The sequence below is a fragment of the Neptunicella plasticusilytica genome (assembly GCF_047922965.1).
Taxonomy (GTDB): Bacteria; Pseudomonadota; Gammaproteobacteria; order Enterobacterales; family Alteromonadaceae; genus Neptunicella; species Neptunicella plasticusilytica.
The window spans coordinates 678,044-699,755 of record NZ_CP150481.1 but is presented as its reverse complement, the minus strand read 5'-3'; the positions used below and the strand labels follow the sequence as shown (position 1 = coordinate 699,755).

18 protein-coding genes are annotated in these 21,712 nt (G+C 46.2%); 8 read left to right on the top strand and 10 right to left on the bottom strand.

Features of this window, described 5'->3' with window-relative positions:
• Nucleotides 1-16 precede the first annotated feature (16 nt).
• The gene (locus tag V1467_RS03250) at nt 17-862 is read right to left on the bottom strand and encodes a GH12 family glycosyl hydrolase domain-containing protein (protein ID WP_416307370.1); all 846 of its coding nucleotides are present in this window, start codon (nt 860-862) and stop codon (nt 17-19) included.
• 85 nt (nt 863-947) lie between these two features.
• The gene (locus V1467_RS03245) at nt 948-1,811 is read right to left on the bottom strand and encodes a LysR substrate-binding domain-containing protein (protein WP_416307369.1); all 864 of its coding nucleotides are present in this window, start codon (nt 1,809-1,811) and stop codon (nt 948-950) included.
• Nucleotides 1,812-1,923: 112 nt separating this feature from the next.
• On the opposite strand from V1467_RS03245, the gene V1467_RS03240 reads away from it, so the two are divergent.
• Nucleotides 1,924-2,625: an FMN-dependent NADH-azoreductase gene (locus V1467_RS03240; protein ID WP_416307368.1), complete on the top strand. Its 702-nt coding sequence runs from the start codon at nt 1,924-1,926 to the stop codon at nt 2,623-2,625.
• Here V1467_RS03240 and V1467_RS03235 read toward each other — a convergent pair.
• Nucleotides 2,599-2,931: a DUF3392 domain-containing protein gene (locus V1467_RS03235; RefSeq protein WP_416307367.1), complete on the bottom strand. Its 333-nt coding sequence runs from the start codon at nt 2,929-2,931 to the stop codon at nt 2,599-2,601. The two genes, V1467_RS03240 and V1467_RS03235, sit on opposite strands and share 27 nt — an antisense overlap.
• Before the next feature lie 154 nt (nt 2,932-3,085).
• Complete coding sequence (locus V1467_RS03230) at nt 3,086-3,634, bottom strand: hypothetical protein (protein ID WP_416307366.1); 549 nt, start codon at nt 3,632-3,634, stop codon at nt 3,086-3,088.
• Between the two features lie 234 nt (nt 3,635-3,868).
• On the opposite strand from V1467_RS03230, the gene V1467_RS03225 reads away from it, so the two are divergent.
• From V1467_RS03225 to V1467_RS03205, 5 genes are all read left to right on the top strand, one after another.
• On the top strand, nt 3,869-5,128 hold the full coding sequence (locus V1467_RS03225; RefSeq protein WP_416307365.1) for a hypothetical protein: 1,260 nt from the start codon (nt 3,869-3,871) through the stop codon (nt 5,126-5,128).
• 313 nt (nt 5,129-5,441) lie between these two features.
• Nucleotides 5,442-5,693 carry a type II toxin-antitoxin system Phd/YefM family antitoxin gene (locus V1467_RS03220; protein WP_416307364.1) on the top strand — a complete coding sequence of 84 codons (252 nt, stop codon included), beginning with the start codon at nt 5,442-5,444 and terminating at the stop codon, nt 5,691-5,693.
• Complete coding sequence (locus V1467_RS03215) at nt 5,683-5,970, top strand: type II toxin-antitoxin system RelE family toxin (protein WP_416307363.1); 288 nt, start codon at nt 5,683-5,685, stop codon at nt 5,968-5,970. The genes V1467_RS03220 and V1467_RS03215 overlap by 11 nt, the downstream gene beginning before the upstream one ends.
• 457 nt (nt 5,971-6,427) lie before the next feature.
• Nucleotides 6,428-8,287: a hypothetical protein gene (locus V1467_RS03210; protein ID WP_416307362.1), complete on the top strand. Its 1,860-nt coding sequence runs from the start codon at nt 6,428-6,430 to the stop codon at nt 8,285-8,287.
• Nucleotides 8,284-8,607: a hypothetical protein gene (locus V1467_RS03205; RefSeq protein WP_416307361.1), complete on the top strand. Its 324-nt coding sequence runs from the start codon at nt 8,284-8,286 to the stop codon at nt 8,605-8,607. Before V1467_RS03210 ends, V1467_RS03205 begins: the two co-directional genes overlap by 4 nt.
• A gap of 131 nt (nt 8,608-8,738) precedes the next feature.
• Here the strand turns inward: V1467_RS03205 and V1467_RS03200 are convergent, their stop codons facing one another.
• The 6 genes from V1467_RS03200 to V1467_RS03175 form a co-directional block, all read right to left on the bottom strand.
• A complete protein-coding gene (locus V1467_RS03200) occupies nt 8,739-9,656 on the bottom strand; it encodes a histone deacetylase family protein (protein ID WP_416307360.1) in 918 nt (305 codons plus the stop codon).
• A complete protein-coding gene (locus V1467_RS03195; RefSeq protein WP_416307359.1) occupies nt 9,653-11,494 on the bottom strand; it encodes a GNAT family N-acetyltransferase in 1,842 nt (613 codons plus the stop codon). The genes V1467_RS03200 and V1467_RS03195 overlap by 4 nt, the downstream gene beginning before the upstream one ends.
• Before the next feature lie 159 nt (nt 11,495-11,653).
• The gene (locus tag V1467_RS03190) at nt 11,654-13,939 is read right to left on the bottom strand and encodes a TIM-barrel domain-containing protein (RefSeq protein WP_416307358.1); all 2,286 of its coding nucleotides are present in this window, start codon (nt 13,937-13,939) and stop codon (nt 11,654-11,656) included.
• Between the two features lie 39 nt (nt 13,940-13,978).
• A complete protein-coding gene (locus tag V1467_RS03185) occupies nt 13,979-15,394 on the bottom strand; it encodes an FGGY-family carbohydrate kinase (RefSeq protein ID WP_416307357.1) in 1,416 nt (471 codons plus the stop codon).
• On the bottom strand, nt 15,375-17,090 hold the full coding sequence (locus V1467_RS03180) for a nucleoside transporter (protein WP_416307356.1): 1,716 nt from the start codon (nt 17,088-17,090) through the stop codon (nt 15,375-15,377). The genes V1467_RS03185 and V1467_RS03180 overlap by 20 nt, the downstream gene beginning before the upstream one ends.
• Nucleotides 17,091-17,122: 32 nt before the next feature.
• Nucleotides 17,123-17,914, bottom strand: coding sequence for a DeoR/GlpR family DNA-binding transcription regulator (locus V1467_RS03175; RefSeq protein ID WP_416307355.1), 792 nt, complete (start codon nt 17,912-17,914; stop codon nt 17,123-17,125).
• Between the two features lie 189 nt (nt 17,915-18,103).
• On the opposite strand from V1467_RS03175, the gene V1467_RS03170 reads away from it, so the two are divergent.
• Both V1467_RS03170 and rhaI read left to right on the top strand, forming a co-directional pair.
• On the top strand, nt 18,104-20,296 hold the full coding sequence (locus V1467_RS03170; RefSeq protein ID WP_416307354.1) for a bifunctional rhamnulose-1-phosphate aldolase/short-chain dehydrogenase: 2,193 nt from the start codon (nt 18,104-18,106) through the stop codon (nt 20,294-20,296).
• Nucleotides 20,277-21,608 (top strand): L-rhamnose catabolism isomerase, encoded by a 1,332-nt coding sequence (gene rhaI / locus V1467_RS03165; RefSeq protein WP_416307353.1) that lies wholly within the window; start codon nt 20,277-20,279, stop codon nt 21,606-21,608. The genes V1467_RS03170 and rhaI overlap by 20 nt, the downstream gene beginning before the upstream one ends.
• Nucleotides 21,609-21,712: the final 104 nt, after the last annotated feature.

Sequence of the window (21,712 nt, the reverse complement as noted above, 5' to 3'; positions counted from 1 at the left end):
AAAACCCGGAATAAAATTATTGTTTCTTATCGATTGAAATATCAAACGACTTAAGCCAGACCAAACCTGAACCGCTCATTATTTCGGTTCCCAGCTCAATATCGGCAATATAAAACGTCTGGGGGAGCAACTGATGTTCTACCGCATATTGTACCAGGGGAATAACATCAAACTTGGAGGCTAAAGCGCGCTTTTTTGCCCGAAAGGTGAGGTAGATCCAGTGATTATTATGTTGCCCGGATACATCTCCCCAATTATTGTCAGCCCACACTTCCCACTGTTGCTGATCAACATTGACGTCACCCTGATAACGACCGGCAGGATCCATATGATTGGGCGTGGTGTAACTCCATATCATCAGTTCCGCCACTATGGTTGCGGGATTTGGCTCGGCTCCGATATTGGCCGAATTGGTTAGCCACATCGATGTCGCGACATTATGCTCGCTATTGCCCGACACCTCGAGTTTGTGACTGATTAGCAGGCGTTTTAAGTTGGCATAATTCAACGGAAAATCGCCTTTATCGGCGGGCGTGGGTGCCCAGGGAGACGTGCCGAGTTTGATTTGTGGGTAGGCATAAATTGTGTCGCTGTCGCTTGGCCACTTCCAGGACCAGCCATACACTTCTTCTGATTTGCTCTTTTCCAGACACTGCCGCCAATCAAAGGATTTTGCCGCGTCTTTATTCCAGACATTGTTGAATAACATCCCGCTGGGCGTATGCTGCAACGCATAGTCATCGCAACTGATAGTAGTGGTTGCCGGTTTTTGCCAGTCCGATTTTGTCGCTTCTTTCTGGCTACAAGACAGTAACACTAGTGTCGGGATAAAAAACATCAAACTAAGTCGAATTAACATCATTAACCTAAACTCTGGATAAGAAGTGTCGTTTGAATATAAATTATGACTATAATTCAAATGCTTACAAATATGAATTAAAGCTTATTTAAACTAGGGCAGCCGTTAACCAGCGGACAAAGTGTTCAACTCTGCCATTTGGCTGGATGTTTTGCGGATAGACCAGGTAGTATCCAAGCGACGGACTTTGTGGCTGAATATCCTTTACAGTAACAGGTTTAAGCCACCCTTCCCGCACAAAGTTTCTCACCAGTAGCGAGCTGACTAACGCCAGCCCCTGTCCAGCCAGCGCAGCGTGAATAACCTGATGTTCCTGCTCGAACTGCCTTATTACCCCTTTTTGGTCAGTTTCATTCACCCAATCTCGCCACGAGACGGTAGGCAAACCGGTGTTTTTCCATTGGGTTTCCAGCAAGTTCTGTCCGGCCAGATTAGCCAATTCCGCCGGAAACGAGCTTGCGGCATAAATATCAACCGGATCAGACAGCAGAATATGTTGCTGCTCAACCCCGGTTAAATCGCCAAAACGAATCGCTAAATCGATATTGTCGTCTTTTTTCATTCTTTCCAGATCTTCAGTTGTGCGTAACGACAGATCGATTTCAGGATGATTGTCGAGAAACAGATTAACTATGGGTATCAAACATAGTGATGCAAAAGATGATGTGGTGCTGATGGTTAATTTTTGCTGGTTGAGCCTGATTTCATCCAGCACATCATCCAGTTCATTCAGACTGGACGTGGTAACACTTGCCAGCTTTTTGCCCGCGTCAGTTAATTCAACCGCCCGAATTTTCCGTTTAAATAAACTGCTACCCAGAATTTCTTCAAGCCGTCTTATTTGATGGGAAATGGCGGTAGGTGTCACGTTCAGTTGATCTGCTGCCTGCTTAAAACTCTTGTGCTTGGCAGCTAAATCAAATGCTCGAATCGCGTTAAGTGAATAATACATACCAGCAACTCATAGATGAAATAATCTCATCTATAAGAAAATTATTATCCTTTGTCAATATACCCACTGAAAAGGAAAATGATCACTCACAACAATGATAGAGGAAAACAGCGTGACGACCATACTTAGAATTGACGCCAGCGTAAGGCAAGCTGACACTAGCAGCAACAAACACACTTCCATTTCCAAATCTCTGGCCAACACTTTTATTCAGCAATGGCAGCAATTTGATAATCAAGTAAAAGTTATTCATAGAGATTTAGCTAAGCAACCGGTCGGCTTTATCGATCAGGACTGGCTAAGTGCGGTGTTTACCCCCGAAAATAAACGCAGTGACGCGCAACATAAGCTATTGTCCCTGTCCGATACCCTGATCGACGAGCTCACACAGGCAGACCTGATACTTATCTCGTCCCCCATGTACAACTACGGTATGCCCGCCTCTCTTAAAGCCTGGTTTGATCAGGTGATTAGAGTGAACAAAACCTTTAGTTTTGATTTGAAACGGGGCGACTTCCCGCTCGAACCTATCTTGTCGGGCAAGCAAATGGTGTTACTCACATCGACTGGCGAATTTGGCTTTGAAAAAGGCGGTATCCGCGAACATATGAATCATTTATCACCCCATGTTCGCACTCTGGGACATTATCTTGGCACGGAATCCTTTCACGAAGTCAGAGCGGAATATCAGGAATTTGGCGACCAACGGCATCAGCAGTCCGTCGAAACGGCATTTGCCAATACAGCAAGGCTGGCAGAGTTGCTCTGCGGCAAAGATAAACAGGCTCTAGATATAACGTCGATGTTCGGCTAAATATCCCAGCAACAGGAAAATACCGACAATCACCAGTCCCCGGTATAGGCCGGGGATCATCAGCAAAATCTGTTTGACCAATGGGGTGGTAAACACCATCAACAATCCATAACCAAAGGCGCACACCAGCACAAATACAATGGTACGGATAATAAAATGATAAGGACTTAACATACGCTTGATGTGCTTATTTAACACATCACCATATACCACCAGCACAGTGGCAAGAATGGTTAAGGCGATTTCACCATAGTAGGGCTGCATCCAGCGGGTTAATTGCCATAAAAAAGACTGCAAAACTTCCATTACGACTCACTTGATTAACGGCTTGCCTCAATATCGCCAATCATGGGAGATTGAGAACTAATAAAGTACTGACAGTGTAAATAATTCCTGCATAAAACGCAGCAGAGATTTGCCAAATCAATATCCGGCCAGCAGCAATTCTCAACTCAACAACTTAGTACTTCATCAGAATATGTTGCGGCTGGTGATCCTGCAAACGGATATAATGCATCACGCCCCCGCCCTTTTTCAGGTTTTTTCCGTGCTGTTGCTCTTCCCAGATAATAAAAGCCATCACATAAAATTCACCGGCCTTAATATTGTTGAAATGAAACTCTCCGTTTTGATCGCACTGGGAAATAATCTCCATTTCATGATAAGCCTTGGCGTCCGGTGTAAAAGAGGGTGGGTTTTGTGACAGCAAGATTTGCCCCTGTTGGTTGCTGCCATAGGTCTTAAAGATACGCTCACTGGAATAAGGAGTGACCGGCAACAATTCGATATTAAATCCTGCGCATCCCTTATAGCTGCCATCCTCTAAACGGATAAAGGCTTTACCGCTCAATGTCGCGCTCCCCTTTTGCTTAATCCACTGCACTTCCTCCAGTTTAAAGCGGTGTTGCAACGACAAGGGTTCCGCGGAGTATGTCATCCCGCTAAACATCAGGCTGAATACAGTTAAAGAGTAAAGTGCCAAACGGCAGGAAAACATAGGTCGGCGCATAGCAATCCCTTGATTTTAATAAAAAATGCAGTTTCAGCTTAAAATATGCTCAAAATAAATACTAGCCATAATCCTGTTGCTTTTTGCGCAAATACTATCAACTTTCCGGGCTGCAGAGCACGCAGCCGGGTAGCGGTTAAAAATATAACAACGCCAAAACCAGAATTTGCCATAGGACAAGCAGACTTCTCAACGCACACTAACGACAACAAAAATTAAGGAGGATGTTTGTTTATGCATCATCTATATATTTTAACGCGTCTATTAACCGCTTTCGTTCTGGTAACCAGTATCAATGAGGCTTGGGCGAGTGACGCCCCGCAAAGTAATTCCACAGCATTGACCGAAACCACGATTCACCAATGCGAGCTATCCCGCTTTAAACCGGTTGAACAGCTGCCGACAGTGGCTGAATTGCCCAATCCCTTTTTACAGGGCAATGGTCAACCCATCAGCCACATAGACCAATGGCCCTGTGTTCGCGCCCATAGCCGCGCCCTGTTCGAACAATATGAACTGGGTGAAAAGCCGCCCCGACCGAAAAAGGTCAGCGGCTCATTAGAAGGCGAACTGCTCAGCGTCAAGGCCAGTCATTTACAGCAAAATATAGAATTCACTGCCAAAGTGCATTACCCCACCCACGGGCAAGCCCCTTATCCGGCGATGATTTCGATTGGCTGGTTTTGCCTGAATAAAGAAGCGCTAGATAAAGCCGGCGTTGCAGTGATTGAGTTTAATAATAACGAGATTGGCGAACAAAAAGACACCGGCTCACGGGGCAAGGGCAAGTTTTATCAACTTTATGGTGCCGATCACTCTGCCAGCGCCATGATTGCCTGGAGCTGGGGCATTAGTCGCATTATCGATGTATTGGCCGAATCGGGTCAAAGCCAAATTGATGCAACCCATATTGGCGTAACCGGCTGTTCCCGCAACGGCAAAGGCGCCATTGTGGCGGGGGCGTTTGATGAACGTATTGCGCTAACCATAGCCCAGGAATCCGGCTCCGGTGGTTCCGCCAGCTGGCGTACTTCCGATGCCCAACAAGCCGCCGGACAAAATGTGCAAACCCAACAACAAATCGTTACCGAAAACGTCTGGTTTCGTGACAACTTTAAACAGTTCAGCGGCCAGACCAATAAAATCCCGGTAGATCATCACCAGCTAATGGGATTAATCGCCCCGCGCGGTTTATTGGTAATCGAAAACACCTCAATGGAATGGCTGGGCAATGCCAGCACCTTTTTAACCGCCAAAGTCGCGCACAGCATCTGGCAAGCTTTGGGCGTACCACAAAATATGGGCGTATCCCAGTTAGGCGGCCATAAACACTGCCAATACCCCGACGCCCAACTCCCCGAACTGAATGCCTACCTCAGCCGCTTTTTACTGGATGATAAAAGCGCCGATACCCAAGTATTAAAAACCGATGGCCAGTTTGATACCAGTGTAAAAAAATGGATGCCGTGGACAGTGCCAGATTTGCATGAGTAAAAATACCATATTGGCTAAAATCATTAGTGGATCTACCTGATAAAGAAGACTTGATGAAAAGAATCAGTAAGACAGAAACAAAATCGACAAAGGAACACGCAAAATTAAAGTTGCGAGCCCTCCAGACTGCGATCAATAAAGGTATCGCGAGTGGAGATGGTGGTGTGCTGAATATGGAGTCGATCAAAGTTATGGCTCGAACTAGAGCCGGAACGGTGTGAGTGTTTGGCCCTATATCAACACAATTAACATCTAGCTTCATGCTCAATTAAGGCCTAAAATAAGCACTTAATTTAATACTTATTGGTGATATATGAAACAGATATTGGCGGATTGTTCAGCAAGCATTTCAGAATTAAAGAAAAATCCGACAGCATTATTAAACGAAGCTGATGGCTCTGCAATAGCGATATTAAACCATAATAAACCTACAGCTTACTTAGTCCCGGCAGAAACATATGAATGGATGATGGACGTATTAGACGACTACGAGTTGGGAAAAATTGTCGAAAGTCGCCGTGCTGATTTATCCGATGCTATCGAAGTTTCATTAGATGACTTATAAGTTAAAATTCCTTCCTGTGGCCAAGAAAGAATGGGATAAATTAGGTGAACCAATTCGTAGGCAATTTAAGAAAAAGTTAGCTGAACGCCTGGAATCCCCACATGTACCATCAGCCAGATTAAAAGGTTATGACTCGGTTTACAAAATTAAGTTACGTACCGCTGGATATCGTTTAGCTTACGAAGTCATTGATGACGAAATATTTGTATATGTCCTCGCCGTTGGCAAACGTGATAAAAACGCAGTTTATAAAAAATTAGCCTCTAGAAAAAAGTAACGTTATAAACCCAAGATCATTCGAATTATACGGCGGCGGAAAATAAATGAGTGCAGTGGGCAGCTCTGGAATTGGAAGAATGATGATTTTTGAAGACTGCTTTGAACCAATATCGAACGAACGGTCAATTTGGATCTGACCTTTTTATTTTAAATGAGAGTATGGATATTCCTGACTATTTATAGTGCGGCTTCAATAACTAGACGATTTGGTAATAAAAACGTTTATCGAAAATCAATTTTCTTTGACCCCTTTCATTTGTTACCGAAATTAGTATTTAGATTATTACATGAGCAATATTTGATCGAAGTAAGAAAATAACCGATAGTTGGAATGTCGAATGTCGAATATAAATATGACCACCTAAATATAAGTGACTAATAATAGGAACACTCTCATAAAATCTGATAGATAAAGCGAGGGTTACATACAACATTACGGATGAGAACTTGTAGGTATGAAAAATAAAGGATTGACACTTCTCGAAACTCTAGCACTTTATGTTGGACTTGATTCGAAAACTAAATTTCATACAAAAAAGTACTGGGTTCAGTTTCTTTCATGGCCACCAAACTCTTTTGCTGTCAGTGCTGCAATCCTGAGTGAAACTGGGGCTTATTTAAAGTTAATTTCTCCAACAACCTCAAATTGTTCTGTCAGCTCCATTTATGCAAATGGTGTTGAAGGTCGAACGCTACAAAACCTTGCTATCGCTTGGAAAGCAAACATCGGAAAACAAGAGAATGCGCTCGACGAATCGATCTGCGAATGTGCGTTTTCAGAACTCAATATTGAATCAATCATACTCGATAAGAAAATAGTACCAATACCGATCAGAAACTTAATTTCAAGCATTTTTACGTCAGAGAATTTTTCTAAGACTATGGCGGATCTTTCAAATGATGACGAATTTATATCCAAAGTTCTTTTTCTATTAAGTGTTAGTGACGAGTGTTGTGCTGGTTTTGGCGTTGATAGTGCCAATACAAATGAAGTTGCATCCAAATGTGACGAAGTGGTTTTGACACTTGTGGATATAATGTTACGGACAACCTCAAGAAGATCACTCTCAACTATATGTCCGAGTAGAGTTTCAGTTTTACCCAAATCTCTTACACCAACCTTAGGTATCTCGCTGCATTCACTCTCACATCATTTAGCATTCATAAGTGGAGAAGTAACTGCCTTTTGGAACGATATCGGAATTGATTCGGCAAGCCCGGATCACAATTCAAAATCTCATCTAAACATTCTGATTATTCCTTATCCCTACAACGTTCACTCAAATCAATTTGAGTTAAAAGAAAACGCTCCTCACACTCCCGTTGGTGCAAAGTATTTTAAATACACTCCACAGCCAGATATCGAGTTTCTGATTAAAGTTACTAAGTCACTGTTAATAAAGGCGCAAGCTGCATCCAATTTCGTTGATATAATAGTATTCCCTGAGGCCACTTTCAGGACAGACAGTATCCAAAGTTACTTAAGGCAACTTAATGATGCTCTTGAATTTATGAATATACCTCATAAGCCGGTAGTCATAGCTGGAGTAATAGACAAACCTATTACCATACAAAACAACAGCTCAAAAAATATACCCCGGAATTTTGAAGAGCGAAATTGTTCGGTATTGGTACCTCCACACCGTTATGAAAATCACGGTATAATGAGCAAGTCATTTTCGCTAGATGGAATTGGCTATGAACAGGTAAAACATCACAGATGGCAACTAGATCAAGACCAAGTGAGAACATATGATCTTGGCTTAGAATTGGGTGGTGCCCCTAATGATCTTCTTTGGGAGGGAATCTCACTCGAAGACAGACGTGTTGTATTTACTCAATGGGAGAACTGGTTTAGTGTTTGCACGCTAATCTGTGAAGATCTTGCAAGACAGGAGCCGGTATCTAGAGCTATCAGGGCGGTTGGTCCCAATCTAATTGTCGCATTGTTATTTGATGGTCCACAAAAGAAATTTAGATGGCCTGGTAGACATGCTACAACACTATCCGAAGAACCGGGTTCATCAGTACTAACTGTCACTTCATTAGGTATGTCCAAAAGAAGCATACCGAAAATTAGCGGCTTTGTTTTGGATGAAATAACGAGTAGGACGATAGCGCTTTGGAGAGATAAATTAGAAGGGGAAAAAGAATTAGTATTGGACGATGGAAGCCATGCTATCATATTAGAGCTAAAGTCTAATTTTTGTGAACAGATTAGTGCTGACTGTCGCAGTGATAACGGTGGTTCAGTTTTCTTAACGTACAAACGTCATTTCAGTCTGACTGCGGAAAGCGAGGGAACTATTTTATGAATTTAACAAAACGTGATGACCAAACCTTATCAACCATTGGGCGTGTAGCGAGTTACAAGCCGAGTGTGGCACGCGATTTCGTTAAAACATTAGATTTTGATTCCATTGAACTAAAATATTCTGTTATGAGATTTTGGCAAGAAAGGTTGGCTGACGTTGATCTAACGAGTAAGCAAGCATTTATTGCTAAGCTAAAAAATATCACTTGTGAGGATCCTAACGAGCATTTAATTGTTCACTGGCTTGGCGCATACTACGACATCAATTGGTTGAAAAGCCAACAAAATATAGAAAGTAGTCGAGTAGCGGATTGTGTTTGATTGAAACATGACTATCCGTCAAAAAAGAGCTCCTATTAATTATAGTGATGACAATTTCTTGGGTTACTACTTTCGGTAGTATTTAGAATATCGCCCTGCGATAAACCTATCTCCAATCAAATGCAAGAAAACTAATCCATCATTGCTTTGATATGCACTGCCACACTGCGCCCCAGTGCACTGTAATTGTAGCCGCCTTCCAGGGTAGAAATCATTCTTCCCCCGCAATGCTTATCCGCGATTTTTTTCATCTCTTTGGTGATCCAGTGGTAGTCGGTTTCCACCAGTTTAAAATGCGCCATATCGTCTTCAAAGTGGGCGTCAAAACCGGCGGAAAACAAAACTAACTGCGGGGCAAAAGCATCGATTTTAGCCAACCATTGTTCCGTTATCGCTTCCTGCCAGCTGTCACCATCGGTACCCGGTGGCAGGGGTAAATTCAGTATATGTGCATTACCCGGCCCAACATTGTGCGGGTAAAACGGATACTGATAAGACGAGCAAAACAACACCCGTGGATCATCAAAAAAGATATTTTCGGTACCGTTACCGTGATGTACATCAAAATCGATAATCGCCACCCGCTCTAAGCCATAAACCTCCATGGCATGCGCAGCCGCTACCGCAACATTATTGAAAATACAAAAGCCCATGGCTTTATCGCGCTCAGCATGGTGGCCGGGCGGGCGCACTGCGCAAAACGCCTGTTTGGCCTCGCCACTCATCACTTTATCGACTGCCATGATATTGGCCCCGGCGGCGTACAGCGCGGCGTCCAGACTGCGTGGCATCATCTGGGTATCGTCGTCCAAATGCACCATGCCGTGCTCGGGTGTTTTGGCAAAAATCTCATCCACATAGGATTGATCATGCACCCGGTACAAGTGTTGTTTAGTGGCCGGTTCGGCTTGGAGTTTTACCAGCGAAAAATCCAGCCCGGAGGTAATTAAGCGGTCGTTGATCGCATCAAGTCGTTCCGGTGATTCAGGATGTTCATTGCCCACATCATGTAATGCACAGTTAGGATGGCTGATAAACACCAAACTCATATTGGCCTTTCCAAATTTAAAATAAGCGTCAACTCGCCCGGTTCATCAAATGGCTGACAAACAAAGCCGTTATTTTCAAACAGGCGTAACATGGTGCTGTTATCTTGTCGTACACAAGCATACATGCGCTTTAAACCCCGTTGTTTGGCAATCAGGATCATTTCGCGCAGCAACTGGGTTGCCATGCCCTTACCGTGATATTGTTCACGGGTGACAAAGGCCACTTCACAGCCTTGTTCGTCGGTATTAAGGTAGTAGCGCCCCACCGCTTTTAACTCCGACACCGAGCCTTTTTGCTTCACAATACATAGCGCCAAATCGCGACTTTGATCCACACTAACCAGTTCACAGGATTTCTCACGGGTCATCTGGGTAGGATAATGGTTATAGCGATTAAACAGGGTTTCTTTGGTGTGTGAATAGAAAAACTCCTGCAAACGGCGTTCATCGGCCGGATTAAGCGGACGTAAATCGTATTCTTCTCCATCAATAACCAGTGGCTTTACATTGATTTCACCCAGCTCAGGGACTTCGCGGGGATAATTTTTTTGGTAATTAGGCACCCAATAATGGGTACGTACCGCTTCCAATAGTTGTGATCTAAAATCCGGATGGGCAATACGGATCAGTTCCAGCGCCCGTTCACGAATACTGCGTCCTTTTAACGATGCCACCCCAAATTCGGTCACCACATAATGCACATGACCGCGCGAGGTCACCACACCGCTGCCTTCGGTGATAATAGGCACAATGCGCGACACAGTGCCGTTTTTTGCCGTGGATGGCATGGCGATAATAGGTTTACCGCCCTTAGACATCGCCGCCCCGCGAATAAAATCCACCTGCCCACCAATGCCGCTGTAAAACTGGTAGCCCAAAGAGTCAGATACCACCTGTCCGGTTAAATCCACTTCCAACGCGCTGTTAATGGCCACCATATTGTGATTACGCGCGATATTAGCCGGCGAGTTAACGTAATCCACCGGGTAAAATTCCACATGAGGATTATTGTCCACAAAGTCATACAATTTCTGGCTGCCCAGACAAAAGCTGGTCACCACTTTACCGGGGTGAAAAGTCTTGCTGCGGTTGTTAATCACCCCTTTGGACATCAGCTCGATAATACCGTCGGTAATCAGTTCACTATGCACGCCTAAATTTTGATGATTTTGTAAGTAACGCAATACCGCGTTAGGGATTTTACCGATACCCAGTTGGATGGTGGAGCCGTCTTCCACCAGCATGGATACATACTGACCTATCCGCTCAGTTTTTTTATCCAGTTCAAAACTGGGCATTTCCGGCAGGGTTTGTGCCAGCTCAATACAGGCATGAAAATCACTCACATGCACATAGGAATGACCGTTAGTGCGCGGCATTTTAGGGTTAATTTGCGCCACCACCTTTTTAGCCTTGCGAATAGCGGCAAACACCACATCCACCGCCACCCCGAGTGAACAATAGCCGTATTGATCCGGCGGACTGACCATCACCAAAGCCACATCAATGGGCATCACATCCTGCTCAAATACCGAGGGCACTTCAGACAAGAAACACGGCGTATAATCGGCACGGCCTTCGTTTACCGCTTGTCGCATTTTATCGCCGTTGATAAAAAAGGTGTTCACCTTAAACAGCTCTTTATATTCAGGCTCGACCCAGCGGCTATCGGACACGGTATTAATGTGTACCACTTCAATATCGTGCAAGTCCTTACTGTGGTTAATCAAGTCATCAATCAGACCATTGGGCACCGCCGCATTGGAGCCAATAAAAAGTCGATTACCGGATTTTAACAAGGCCGTCCAGTCAGGACGATTAGGAAGCGCGGTATACACAACATCACCTATAACAGAGCGGATTGAATTGACAGGCAGACTAAGCCAGTCGGCTTAACATGGCAACTGGATTAGGGTCGTAGCGGTCATATAAGCACAAAAACAAAACCACCCTGCCGGGTGGTTTTGTGAGTAAATCGAACTACGATTAAGTACCTGTTACAAACTAATCGCCAGACTAATATCAGACTGTAGAGCAGATTTAACCTTTAGCAGCTTACTTTGTGCATCGTAAGCAAAATCTACCTCAGTACCGTTAATTTGTACTTTATGCGGCTTGGCATCCAACACAACTTCAAACTGACGCAAATAACTCATTGCGGGGCTGCTAACGATTATCTGCTTGGCACTGCGCTCCAGTTTGATAATTTTGTGTTGATCCTTATCCAACATATCCACGTAGGTAAATGCTTTTTGGCTATCTTTTTCACCCGGGAAAACATGAATAATCAGTTGTTTAGGCTGCTGTTGCCATAATTTGCTATTACCCGCATACAGGTTGCCGGTGACAAATACACTATTAGCCTGAACAAAACGCGGCAACTTGCTCAGTGGTGCATCGACCTTGATCGTTTTACCTCCTTCAAAACGCACACTGGCATCATCAAAATCACGCCATTGACCTTGTGGCAAATACACACTGCGATGTTCACCGGGCTCGAATACCGGTGCGACTAAAATCCCGTCGCCCACATAAAATTCATCCCACACTGAATAGGTGTTGCTGTCGTCCAGATGGCGATAAGCCAACGGTTGCATCAACGTGCCATTATCACCACTGGTTTGTGCCAGTGAATATAAATAAGGCACCAGTTGCATACGGTCATCCAGAATGGCGCGGAACTGGTTTTGTACCTTTTCGCTGTATTGCCAGGGCATTCTGTCTTTGCCATCACCACCGGCACCATCGAGTTTTATTTCAAATAAGCCACTCATACTACCTGCCTGTAACCAGCGCAAATATAAGTCTTCAGGAATATAGCCTTCGCCCTGATAGCCTCCCACATCGGTGCCCCACACCGGGAAGCCCATAAAGGCACTGCGCGCGGCATTGGCAAAATTGCTTTGCAACCCTTCCCAGGTGGTACGCGGATCACCGGCCCAGATAGCGCTGACATAAGGCTGGCTGCGATGAATCGCCGAACGCACGAAGGTAATTTGATCATCTCCCCAGACACTGCGCAGCGCTTCATCATGGACTTTGGCCATCAAATAAGCATATTGATTGCGGCGATAGGCCGGTAATACCGATTCGTCCTGCCATTTTTCATAAACCGGAAAGCCTTCGTCGGCTCGATCGATTTTATGACCTTTCACACCGTATTGCAGTTGCTTGTCTACCAATGTTTGCTTAAACGCATCCACGCTATTTTGATCGGTTAAATCGAGATAGCTGAAGCTACCTAATAAATGCTTGGCAAAAGGCGTGGCGCCAAAAAATGCCGGGGTGGTCCAGGTCATAAATTCCAATCCGTAATCGTCACGGATTTTACTGATCCATTTGCCCGGTTCGGCAAAGATCGGGCTAAAATTCATCTCTGACCAGCCATGAGTTCCATCACTATAAGGACGGTCGATAAACCAGGAGGTAAACGGGATTTCGAGCTGATTCATTTTTTCAATGTCGTCCAACACCTCGGCCGCACCACCATCGTTTTGATCGCGCCAACCAATGGGCCCTAATCCCCAAGCGGGTACGCTTTTGGGATCGCCAATCAGATCAAAATAAGCTTGATGAATTTGCGCACCGTTATCCCCAAAAAACAGATACCAATCCAGTTCTCCACTATCGTGATGAATACGATGTACACCGTTAATCGCAATGCTGTAGGTGCCCCGTGCGAAGGTATCAAAAAACGATCCATAACCTAAGCTACTGATAAAAAACGCGGAATGGGCAGAAGCAAAGTTCTCATGAATACTGGCCTCTTCAGCGTTGACATCCACCTGAATCACTGCATTACGCAGATCGGGTGACAAACGGTTATCTGGCTGTAATCCTTCGCTCAAACCAAAAATGTGATCATCCAGATCTTTTAATTCCAGCGTGACCTGTTGCCCCCATTTAGGGGTGGCATGTAAGCGAAATCCACCGCTCACTTTACTGATGGTCAGATTAACCAGACGTTGATCATTATCGTAAACGGTGCGGTAAAACTCGGCACTGGGCGCAAAGTGACCGGTAAGTTGAATCGAGTTCTGATCAGCGGCACTAATATCCCATTGCAGTGCTTGCTGATAATTGAACTTGATGCTTTGTACTAATAGTTTAAGTTGTTTACCTTCGCTGGCACTGATTTGTAATTTGTTATTGTCAGTGCTGACCTTGAGTCGATTATTCTGTTGCACCAATTCGACCGTGGCAGCCACAGATGCTACCGAAAATAAACTGGCCGGTACCAATAAGGTCAGCACCGTCATATATCGTTGAACTAACTTTTGCATTGTATTACTTCCAAATTAAAGGGATTAAATTAAAGCCATTTATCCAGCCAAACTCACCGGCCTGTCGATTTGCTCTGACAAATCACGCCAGCGATCGCGATATATCAACAAGCCATTGATGTTAGTTGCTTTAGCAATATCAAACTGGGTTAAAGAAGGATCAGGCGCTTGCTGCCAACGGGTTAAACACCAGGCACCAACCACCGTACCGGCACTATCACCGGAAAGTAGAATTCGCTGACGAGGGCGAAGTTGTGCCAATAACTGGCACATCAACGGGTTTTTACGTGACGCACTGCCAAAAATCACATCGCCAATCACACCGAGTAAATCCAGTTGATAGTCGATCATCAATGCCAGATATAAACTCGCCAGTGCGCTACCGGATGCAGGCTTGCCGATAATCCGTCCTTCGCGCCCGGCAAAGGGCCCCCCACTTTGACTAAAAGGCGGCAAGGCAAACACGCCATCATCAATCAATTGCTGAATATCATCGGGCTGATAATCACCGGTCATATCACTATTTGTTAGTTGGCATATTTGCTCAAATTCCCGCCCGCCCATAAAACGGGCACAAGGGAGTAGATTGCCGGCAACGCTCACATTCCCCAACGTATCCCGACATTCTTGCAGGTTTTTCAAACGCTGTTCGGTGGTCATGCAAATAACCCAGGTTCCCATCGATACCAACGTCACCGGTCTGTCGGGTATGCTATATAAGTAACGGGCAAAACCCGCATTAGAATCATGTACACCGCTATATATTCTGCAATTTGCAGATAAGCCGGTAGATTGACACACCTCGTCGGTAGGTCCTCCCACCACTTCATATCCGGTTTTAATGGGCGGCATAGCGGAACGTAGCACCAGTTCATCCAATAACGACGAATAGGTTTGTTCGGCCGGTAACCATAAATCAGTATGGCAGCCTAATGACGTTACTTCGGTTACGGCCTGGCCGGTTAAACGCCATACCCAATATTGGGGATACATCAAAACATGGTGAGTACGTGCAAACTCGACGGGATATTGCTGTTGTAACCAAAATAGCTGTCGTCCCAAATTGAGCCCTAATGGCAAATTAGGCGACAACGTTTGCGTAAAATCAGGCCGAATCGCGTCATATTGCTGGCTGATGTCCTCGGGGATCGGATGCTCATAGTCCAGCACCGGTAACACTAATTCTCCCTGTTCATCGATTAATACCGCACAAGCACCATGAGTACTGATATTAATCGCGCTAATCAGTGCAATAGTGTTGGCAAAGTGAAGACTGGACTGTAACCACTGCCAGATCCCGTCGAGGTCAAAATACGGATAAGCCTTGTCAGTGTGACTAATATTCGGCTGTGAACGGGACCATAATGTTTGGCCCAGTTCATCCAGCAACACGCACTTGATATTGGTTTTGCCAATATCGATGATCAGGCAAGCGTCAAGCTTGTTGCTGCTCATGCGCCACAACTCTTGCATTAACCTGAGCGGATTCCTGTTTATCTCGCCCTATTGCCCAAAACGTAGCGGTGACAAAATAAATCAGGCTGGGCCAAATTAGCCAACGCTGGAATACATCCAGGGCTATCTTGTTCTGGGCACAGGCTATCGCCAGCCCTGCGCAGGCAATCAGACTGGCAATCGCCAACCATTTAAGTAAAGTTAAACCGCCACCGGTGGCGATTTCATCGCTAGCAGTATGCTCAACATCCAGATTGTCTAAAAAACGCTGTTCGGCTTCAATCCGCCGTTGCTGTTGTTGCACTTGCTGTTGCTGCTCAGCGGGATGCTGTCTGGCTGCCCCCATCATTCTGGCCACAAGGATATACATCAGGGTGGCAGCAATCCAGCTGGGAATAATCAGGAAGAACTGGTGTACTCCGGCTGAATAACATAGCAAGGCAACAATCAATGCGCCGCCCCAGGCTATGACTGCTGCCCAGTTGGTATAACGTTTTTCATAAGATGACCAGTAACGGGTCAGATTCAGTTTTGGGAAGAGCCAGTGTTCGGTCACTATTACCGCACCAACCGGCGCCAGAATCAGCCCCATAATGCTGACAAAATCCATCAGTTTGGAAAAAACAAACGGAAAACAGGCGATCACAGTCGTCACGGCACCGGTTACCACTGTCACCTTAACCCGATCCCATTTGGGATTAAGCGACTGAAATGCCAGACCGGCACGATAAATTGTTGGATTAGATGTGGTCCAGCCAGCGATGATCACCGCAATAATGCCAGCCGCTCCTAATGCCTGATACGCCACTTCACCGGCATCCAGCGCCGCCACCGAGGTTTTTAACAATATTGCGGCGCCCGCTCCCATTACACCGGCGCAAATCCAGGCCGCAAAATGGCCGATAAACATCCCCAGCGCAGAAAAGTATCCGTAGTTGGCACGTCGCGCAAAACGTAATACCGTCATATCGGACAGCCCGCCATGCATGGCGAAATTACACACCCAGGCAAAGGCGGCAACGTGCCAAAGTCCCAGCTCGCTGTTACTGCTGGCAACCCAGATATATTGATCGGCTGCGATTTTAAATTCAGCAAAACTGCTGATTGAATCAATCCCGGGCGTCATGCTGGCTAATAAAGGTAACAATGCGAGTGCGCCTGCAAAAAACATCAGAATCATCCAGGGTGCACAGACTTCGGCAAACTGGGCGACCCGTTTAAAACCTTTAGCGGCAATGGCTACCACCACAGCACCCACAACCAGCGCCACGACAACAAATCCGGTACTGGTAGGGTACCAGTTAACTTGAGGCGGAATGTCGAACAAAATACGTACCGCCGAGGCAGACACCGTAATCATGGTACCAGCCAGAACACAAAACAGTGCGCCGTTAACAATAGAATAAAGTTTGATCGTGCCCGGTCCGGCAATTTTTTCCAGATAAGCATACAAGGTTAAGCGCGTGTTCACCGCAATAGGTGCACATACCAGCGCCCAGGTTAATACCGCCAACAAGTTACCAAGCAACAACCCAAACAGGATATCGCTGGTGCCCACACCCCAGGTAACAAACATGGCACCAATCACAAACTCGGTACCGGCGACATGTTCTCCGGCATAACTGGCGGCAAAATGCCTGGCAGGTTGCAAGCGATTGGCCGTGACCGGCGAACGCTCAAACTCTTGATTTCCCATACCCTAATACACTCCCCTTATCATTTTAATTGTCAGGTTTTATCTGCATCGACGATAATCGTCTGGACACCGTGCTCTGCAAACAGACGCAGGTATTTCTCATCCACGCCGCTGTCGGTAATCAAAATATCGACTTCCTCCAGTGGGCAAAGAATAAAGTTGGAACGCTTGCCTAGCTTGCTGGAATCGGCCAAGACAATCAGTTGATCCACTTGCCGCATCAGTTTTTGTTCGGCACTAATCAATAGAGGATCGGACTCCATTACCCCGTAATCACCGATACCCGGCGTGCCCATAAACATCTTGGTACCGTGATAGTGTTTAATGGTGTCGTGCTCAAAAGCGCTCAGGATCAGTTTTTGTTTGCGGTACAGCTCACCACCCGGCAGGGTAATGCGGTTATCGCTGGTTTCGAGTAACTCCAGTGCCAGAGGAAAGGAGTTGGTCAGAATATTCAGTTCGCGTTTGGCCAGATACTCGGCCATCATATAAGTGGAGCTACCGCCATTAATAATAATGGATTCGCCATCTTCACACAGCTCAACGGCCTTGCGCGCGATCAGCTGTTTCTCGCGGGTCATACGTTCCTTGTCGACCAAAAAGGCACTGCCTTCAAGGTGTTGCAGGCGACGTTTTTTATGTTGATCCGGCCATTCAGCCCCACCGTGAACTTTTTTCAGCTTGCCTTCTTCTGCCAGTTCTACCAGATCGCGGCGGATTGTCGCTTCGGAAGCGGAAAGCTCATTGGTTAGCTCCTGCACTGTGATCAACCGTCGTTCGTCGAGAAGATCCAGAATCAGGTGATGACGTTGTGGTTTAAGCATTGTGATTGCCCTTTGTTATATTTTGGTTGTGAAACACTAAATCAAGCGTTCAAAATGAGCAAAAATATTAACATTATTTACAACATTAGAGCACAATTGTTCGATAATGACAATTTAATGATTGAAAATGACTGATTGATGATTATAATTGGTTGCACATTCAAACTTGATAGAGCCGGAATATTATCTATGCAGGACTCGCAGCACGAATTTCGCCATGTTAATTACCTCTGGTCTGACGAAGTCGCCGACAAACTGGAAGCCGTCGATAACCTGGTTTATCGTTCCAATTTACTCGGTTCAGACCAGCGCATCACCAATACAGGTGGTGGTAACACCTCGGCTAAATTAATTGAAAAGGATCCACTCACCGGCAAGTCAGTCGAAATTCTTTGGGTAAAAGGCTCAGGCGGCGATTTACGCACTGCCACCAGAGCCAATTTTGCCTCGTTATACGAAGATAAACTGCAAGCACTGGATGAGGTATATCAACAAATGCCGGAAACCGGCTATAAATCGGCCGGAGAAGATGCGATGGTAGGGTTATTCCCTCATTGCGTATTCTGTCTTAACCCGCGCGCCTCATCTATTGATACCCCGCTACATTCAATGATCAAGAACAAACATGTGGATCATTTACACCCCAATGCGGTGATATCCATCGCCTCTTGCAAGGATCAGGAACGACTGACCCAGAAGGTTTGGGGCGGTGCACTGGCCTACGTGCCCTGGATGCGTCCCGGTTGGGAAGCAGCCAAATTGTGTGCCGAAGTCTATGAGAAAAACCCGGATATCAAGGGGGTGCTGCTAGGACAACATGGACACACCAATTGGGAGGATGAAAGTAAAGATTGCTATGAAACCTCGTTGTGGGTGATTGAGCAAGCCGGGCGCTTTATCGAACAACATGATAAAGGCGACAACACTTTTGGTGGTGCCAAGTTTTCGAGCTTAAGCGAGCAAGAGCGTGACAATTTATTAACCCGTTTTTTGCCGGTGGCCCGTGGCTTGCTGTCCAGCAAAGCCAAATTTATCGCCACCATTCAGACCGACGAGCCAACCTTGCGCTTTGTCAACAGTGTTGATGCACCGCGATTGGCGGAGCTGGGCACTTCATGTCCGGATCATTTTCTGCGCACCAAAATTAAACCGCTGTATCTGGACTGGAACCCGCAAAGCGGCGACTTGAACAGCCTGATTGAAACCTTCAAACAAGGTCTTGAACAATATCGTAGTGATTACATCGCTTACTATAACCAGTGCAAGCACGATGATTCTCCAGCGATGCGTGATCCCAGTCCCACAGTGGTATTAATCCCTGGTGTCGGCATGATTGGCTGGGGTAAAAACAAGAGTGAATCGCGCGTAACCACCGAATTTTATAACTGCGCGATTGAAGTGATGCGCGGAGCAGAAGCCATCAGCGAATACACAGCCCTGCCGGCTCAGGAAGCATTTGATATTGAATACTGGGCACTGGAAGAAGCCAAACTACAACGTATGCCAAAAGAAAAACCGCTGGCGAGGGATATTGTGGTAGTGATTGGCGCCGGTGACGGCATAGGCAAAGCCACCGCCCATCGTGTTGCTGCCGAAGGCGCGCATGTGGTGTGTGCGGATTTACGTATCGAAGCGGCCAGACAAACCGCCGAAGAATTGCAGCATATTTATGGCCAGGGAATTGGCGTGGCGGGCAGCGGACTGTCCGGCTGCGGCCCGGCCATCGCCTTAAATGTGAATATCGCCGATCGTAGTAGTGTTAAAGCCATGTTTGACCAGATCATTCTGGCTTATGGCGGGATTGATAAAGTGATTGTTACCGCCGGAGTATTTCTGGCTCCTGGCCAGAATGGAATGGATCACGATGAAATGTTTGATGCCAGTTTTGCGGTGAATGTAAAAGGTGGATATATCGTCGGTACCGAAGCGGCCAAAATATGGCAACAGCAACAATTACCCGGTGCACTAGTGTTAACCACTAGCGTTAACGGTGTGGTGGCCAAGAAAGGTTCAATGGCTTACGACACCAGCAAATCTGCTGCCAATCATCTGGTACGCGAACTGGCGGTTGAGTTGGCGCCACTGGTCAACGTAAACGGTTTGGCACCGGCAACCGTAGTGAAAGGCAGTACCATGTTTCCGCGCGACAGGGTAATTGCATCACTGAGTAAATACGCTGTGCCTTTTTCTGCAGATGACGATGACGATACGCTACGCAGTAAACTGGCAGAATTTTATGCCCAACGTACTCTAACTCGTCAGCCTATCACCCCGGAAGATCAGGCAGAAGCGGCCTATTTATTAGTTTCTGGCCAGCTTAGCAAGACCACCGGCCAGATTATCAGTGTCGATGGTGGCCTGCATGAAGCCTTTCTCCGCTAACTTTACCAAGGATATGTCAGTGAGTAATTTGCTAGACCTTAATTTTATTGACGACTGTAACAAGCAGTTAAAACAGGACATTCATCAAGATTATCAGGCGTTAGGTGAAAAACTGGCGCGCAGCAATATCGATATTGAAGATATTCTTAAACAAGCCCAGCAATTCAGTATTGCTGTACCCAGTTGGGGCGTCGGCACCGGTGGTACCCGTTTTGCCCGCTTTCCCGGTATCGGTGAGCCACGTAATATTTTTGAAAAACTGCAAGACTGTGCGGTGATTAATCGTCTGGTGCGCTGTACGCCAACCGTGTCGCCACATTTTCCCTGGGATGTAGTGGATGATATGTCCGCCCTGCGCGAACAGGCAGATGCTTTGGGACTCGCATTCGATGCGGTCAATTCCAATACCTTTCAGGATCAGGCCGACCAAAAACACAGTTACAAGTACGGCAGCCTGACTCATACCGATGCCGTCACCCGCGAACAGGCGATCAAGCACAATCTCGATTGTATTGAGTATGGCAAAACACTGGGCAGCAAAGCGCTGACGGTATGGGTTGGCGACGGCAGCAATCACCCGGGACAACAGCATTTTAGCCGCGCGCTGGAACGCTATCTGGACTCGACTAAAGTGATCTATAACGCCCTGCCGGACGACTGGCAGATGTTTATAGAACATAAAATGTTTGAACCGGCATTCTACTCCACGGTGATTCAGGACTGGGGCACCAATATTTTATGCGCGCTGGAACTGGGCGATAAAGCCAAGTCTCTGGTGGATTTAGGCCACCACGCCCCGAATGTGAATATCGAGATGATCGTATCGCGCCTGATCCAGTTTAAAAAACTGGCCGGTTTCCATTTTAACGACAGTAAATACGGCGATGATGATCTGGATAGCGGTTCAATCAATCCTTATCAACAGTTCCTGATCTTTAATGAGCTGGTGGATGCCGAATATCGTGGGGCAGAAGGATTTAATCCTGCCTATATGCTGGATCAGTCTCACAATGTCACCGACCCGATTGAAAGCCTGATGAATTCGGCCGAGTCGGTACAACGTTCTTTTGTGCAGGCCAAACTGGTGGATCGTGAGGCCTTGTATGGGTATCAGGAGAGCAACGATGCGCTGATGGCCAGCAATACACTCAAAGCCGCTTTCCATCTGGATGTGTCACCTATTCTGGCCATGGCGAGACTGCGGGTTGGCGGGGCGATTAATCCGTTACAAACCTATCGTCAGTCTCGTTATCGCGAGCAAATCGCCGTGCAAAGACCCTCATCAGGCCACACCGGTTCAGGGATTGTGTAAAACATAAAAGTTGTTGTTGTCCGAAGCAAAATGCCGTTCAGTTAAACTGAACGGCATTTTTTTCCATATATGGCCTCAGTTGCAGCTTTGGCCCGTCTTTGTTG

Bases quoted from the DNA above. Each gene is read 5' to 3' on its own strand.
- V1467_RS03225 (WP_416307365.1), top strand. From the start codon at position 3,869: ATGCATCATCTATATATTTTAACGCGTCTATTAACCGCTTTCGTTCTG.
- V1467_RS03190 (WP_416307358.1), bottom strand. From the start codon at position 13,939: ATGCAAAAGTTAGTTCAACGATATATGACGGTGCTGACCTTATTGGTA.
- V1467_RS03200 (WP_416307360.1), bottom strand. From the start codon at position 9,656: ATGAGTTTGGTGTTTATCAGCCATCCTAACTGTGCATTACATGATGTG.
- V1467_RS03175 (WP_416307355.1), bottom strand. From the start codon at position 17,914: ATGCTTAAACCACAACGTCATCACCTGATTCTGGATCTTCTCGACGAA.
- V1467_RS03180 (WP_416307356.1), bottom strand. From the start codon at position 17,090: ATGGGAAATCAAGAGTTTGAGCGTTCGCCGGTCACGGCCAATCGCTTG.
- V1467_RS03170 (WP_416307354.1), top strand. From the start codon at position 18,104: ATGCAGGACTCGCAGCACGAATTTCGCCATGTTAATTACCTCTGGTCT.
- V1467_RS03235 (WP_416307367.1), bottom strand. From the start codon at position 2,931: ATGGAAGTTTTGCAGTCTTTTTTATGGCAATTAACCCGCTGGATGCAG.
- V1467_RS03185 (WP_416307357.1), bottom strand. From the start codon at position 15,394: ATGAGCAGCAACAAGCTTGACGCTTGCCTGATCATCGATATTGGCAAA.
- V1467_RS03220 (WP_416307364.1), top strand. From the start codon at position 5,442: ATGAAACAGATATTGGCGGATTGTTCAGCAAGCATTTCAGAATTAAAG.
- V1467_RS03245 (WP_416307369.1), bottom strand. From the start codon at position 1,811: ATGTATTATTCACTTAACGCGATTCGAGCATTTGATTTAGCTGCCAAG.
- V1467_RS03215 (WP_416307363.1), top strand. From the start codon at position 5,683: ATGACTTATAAGTTAAAATTCCTTCCTGTGGCCAAGAAAGAATGGGAT.
- V1467_RS03210 (WP_416307362.1), top strand. From the start codon at position 6,428: ATGAAAAATAAAGGATTGACACTTCTCGAAACTCTAGCACTTTATGTT.
- V1467_RS03205 (WP_416307361.1), top strand. From the start codon at position 8,284: ATGAATTTAACAAAACGTGATGACCAAACCTTATCAACCATTGGGCGT.
- rhaI (WP_416307353.1), top strand. From the start codon at position 20,277: ATGAAGCCTTTCTCCGCTAACTTTACCAAGGATATGTCAGTGAGTAAT.
- V1467_RS03230 (WP_416307366.1), bottom strand. From the start codon at position 3,634: ATGCGCCGACCTATGTTTTCCTGCCGTTTGGCACTTTACTCTTTAACT.
- V1467_RS03250 (WP_416307370.1), bottom strand. From the start codon at position 862: ATGATGTTAATTCGACTTAGTTTGATGTTTTTTATCCCGACACTAGTG.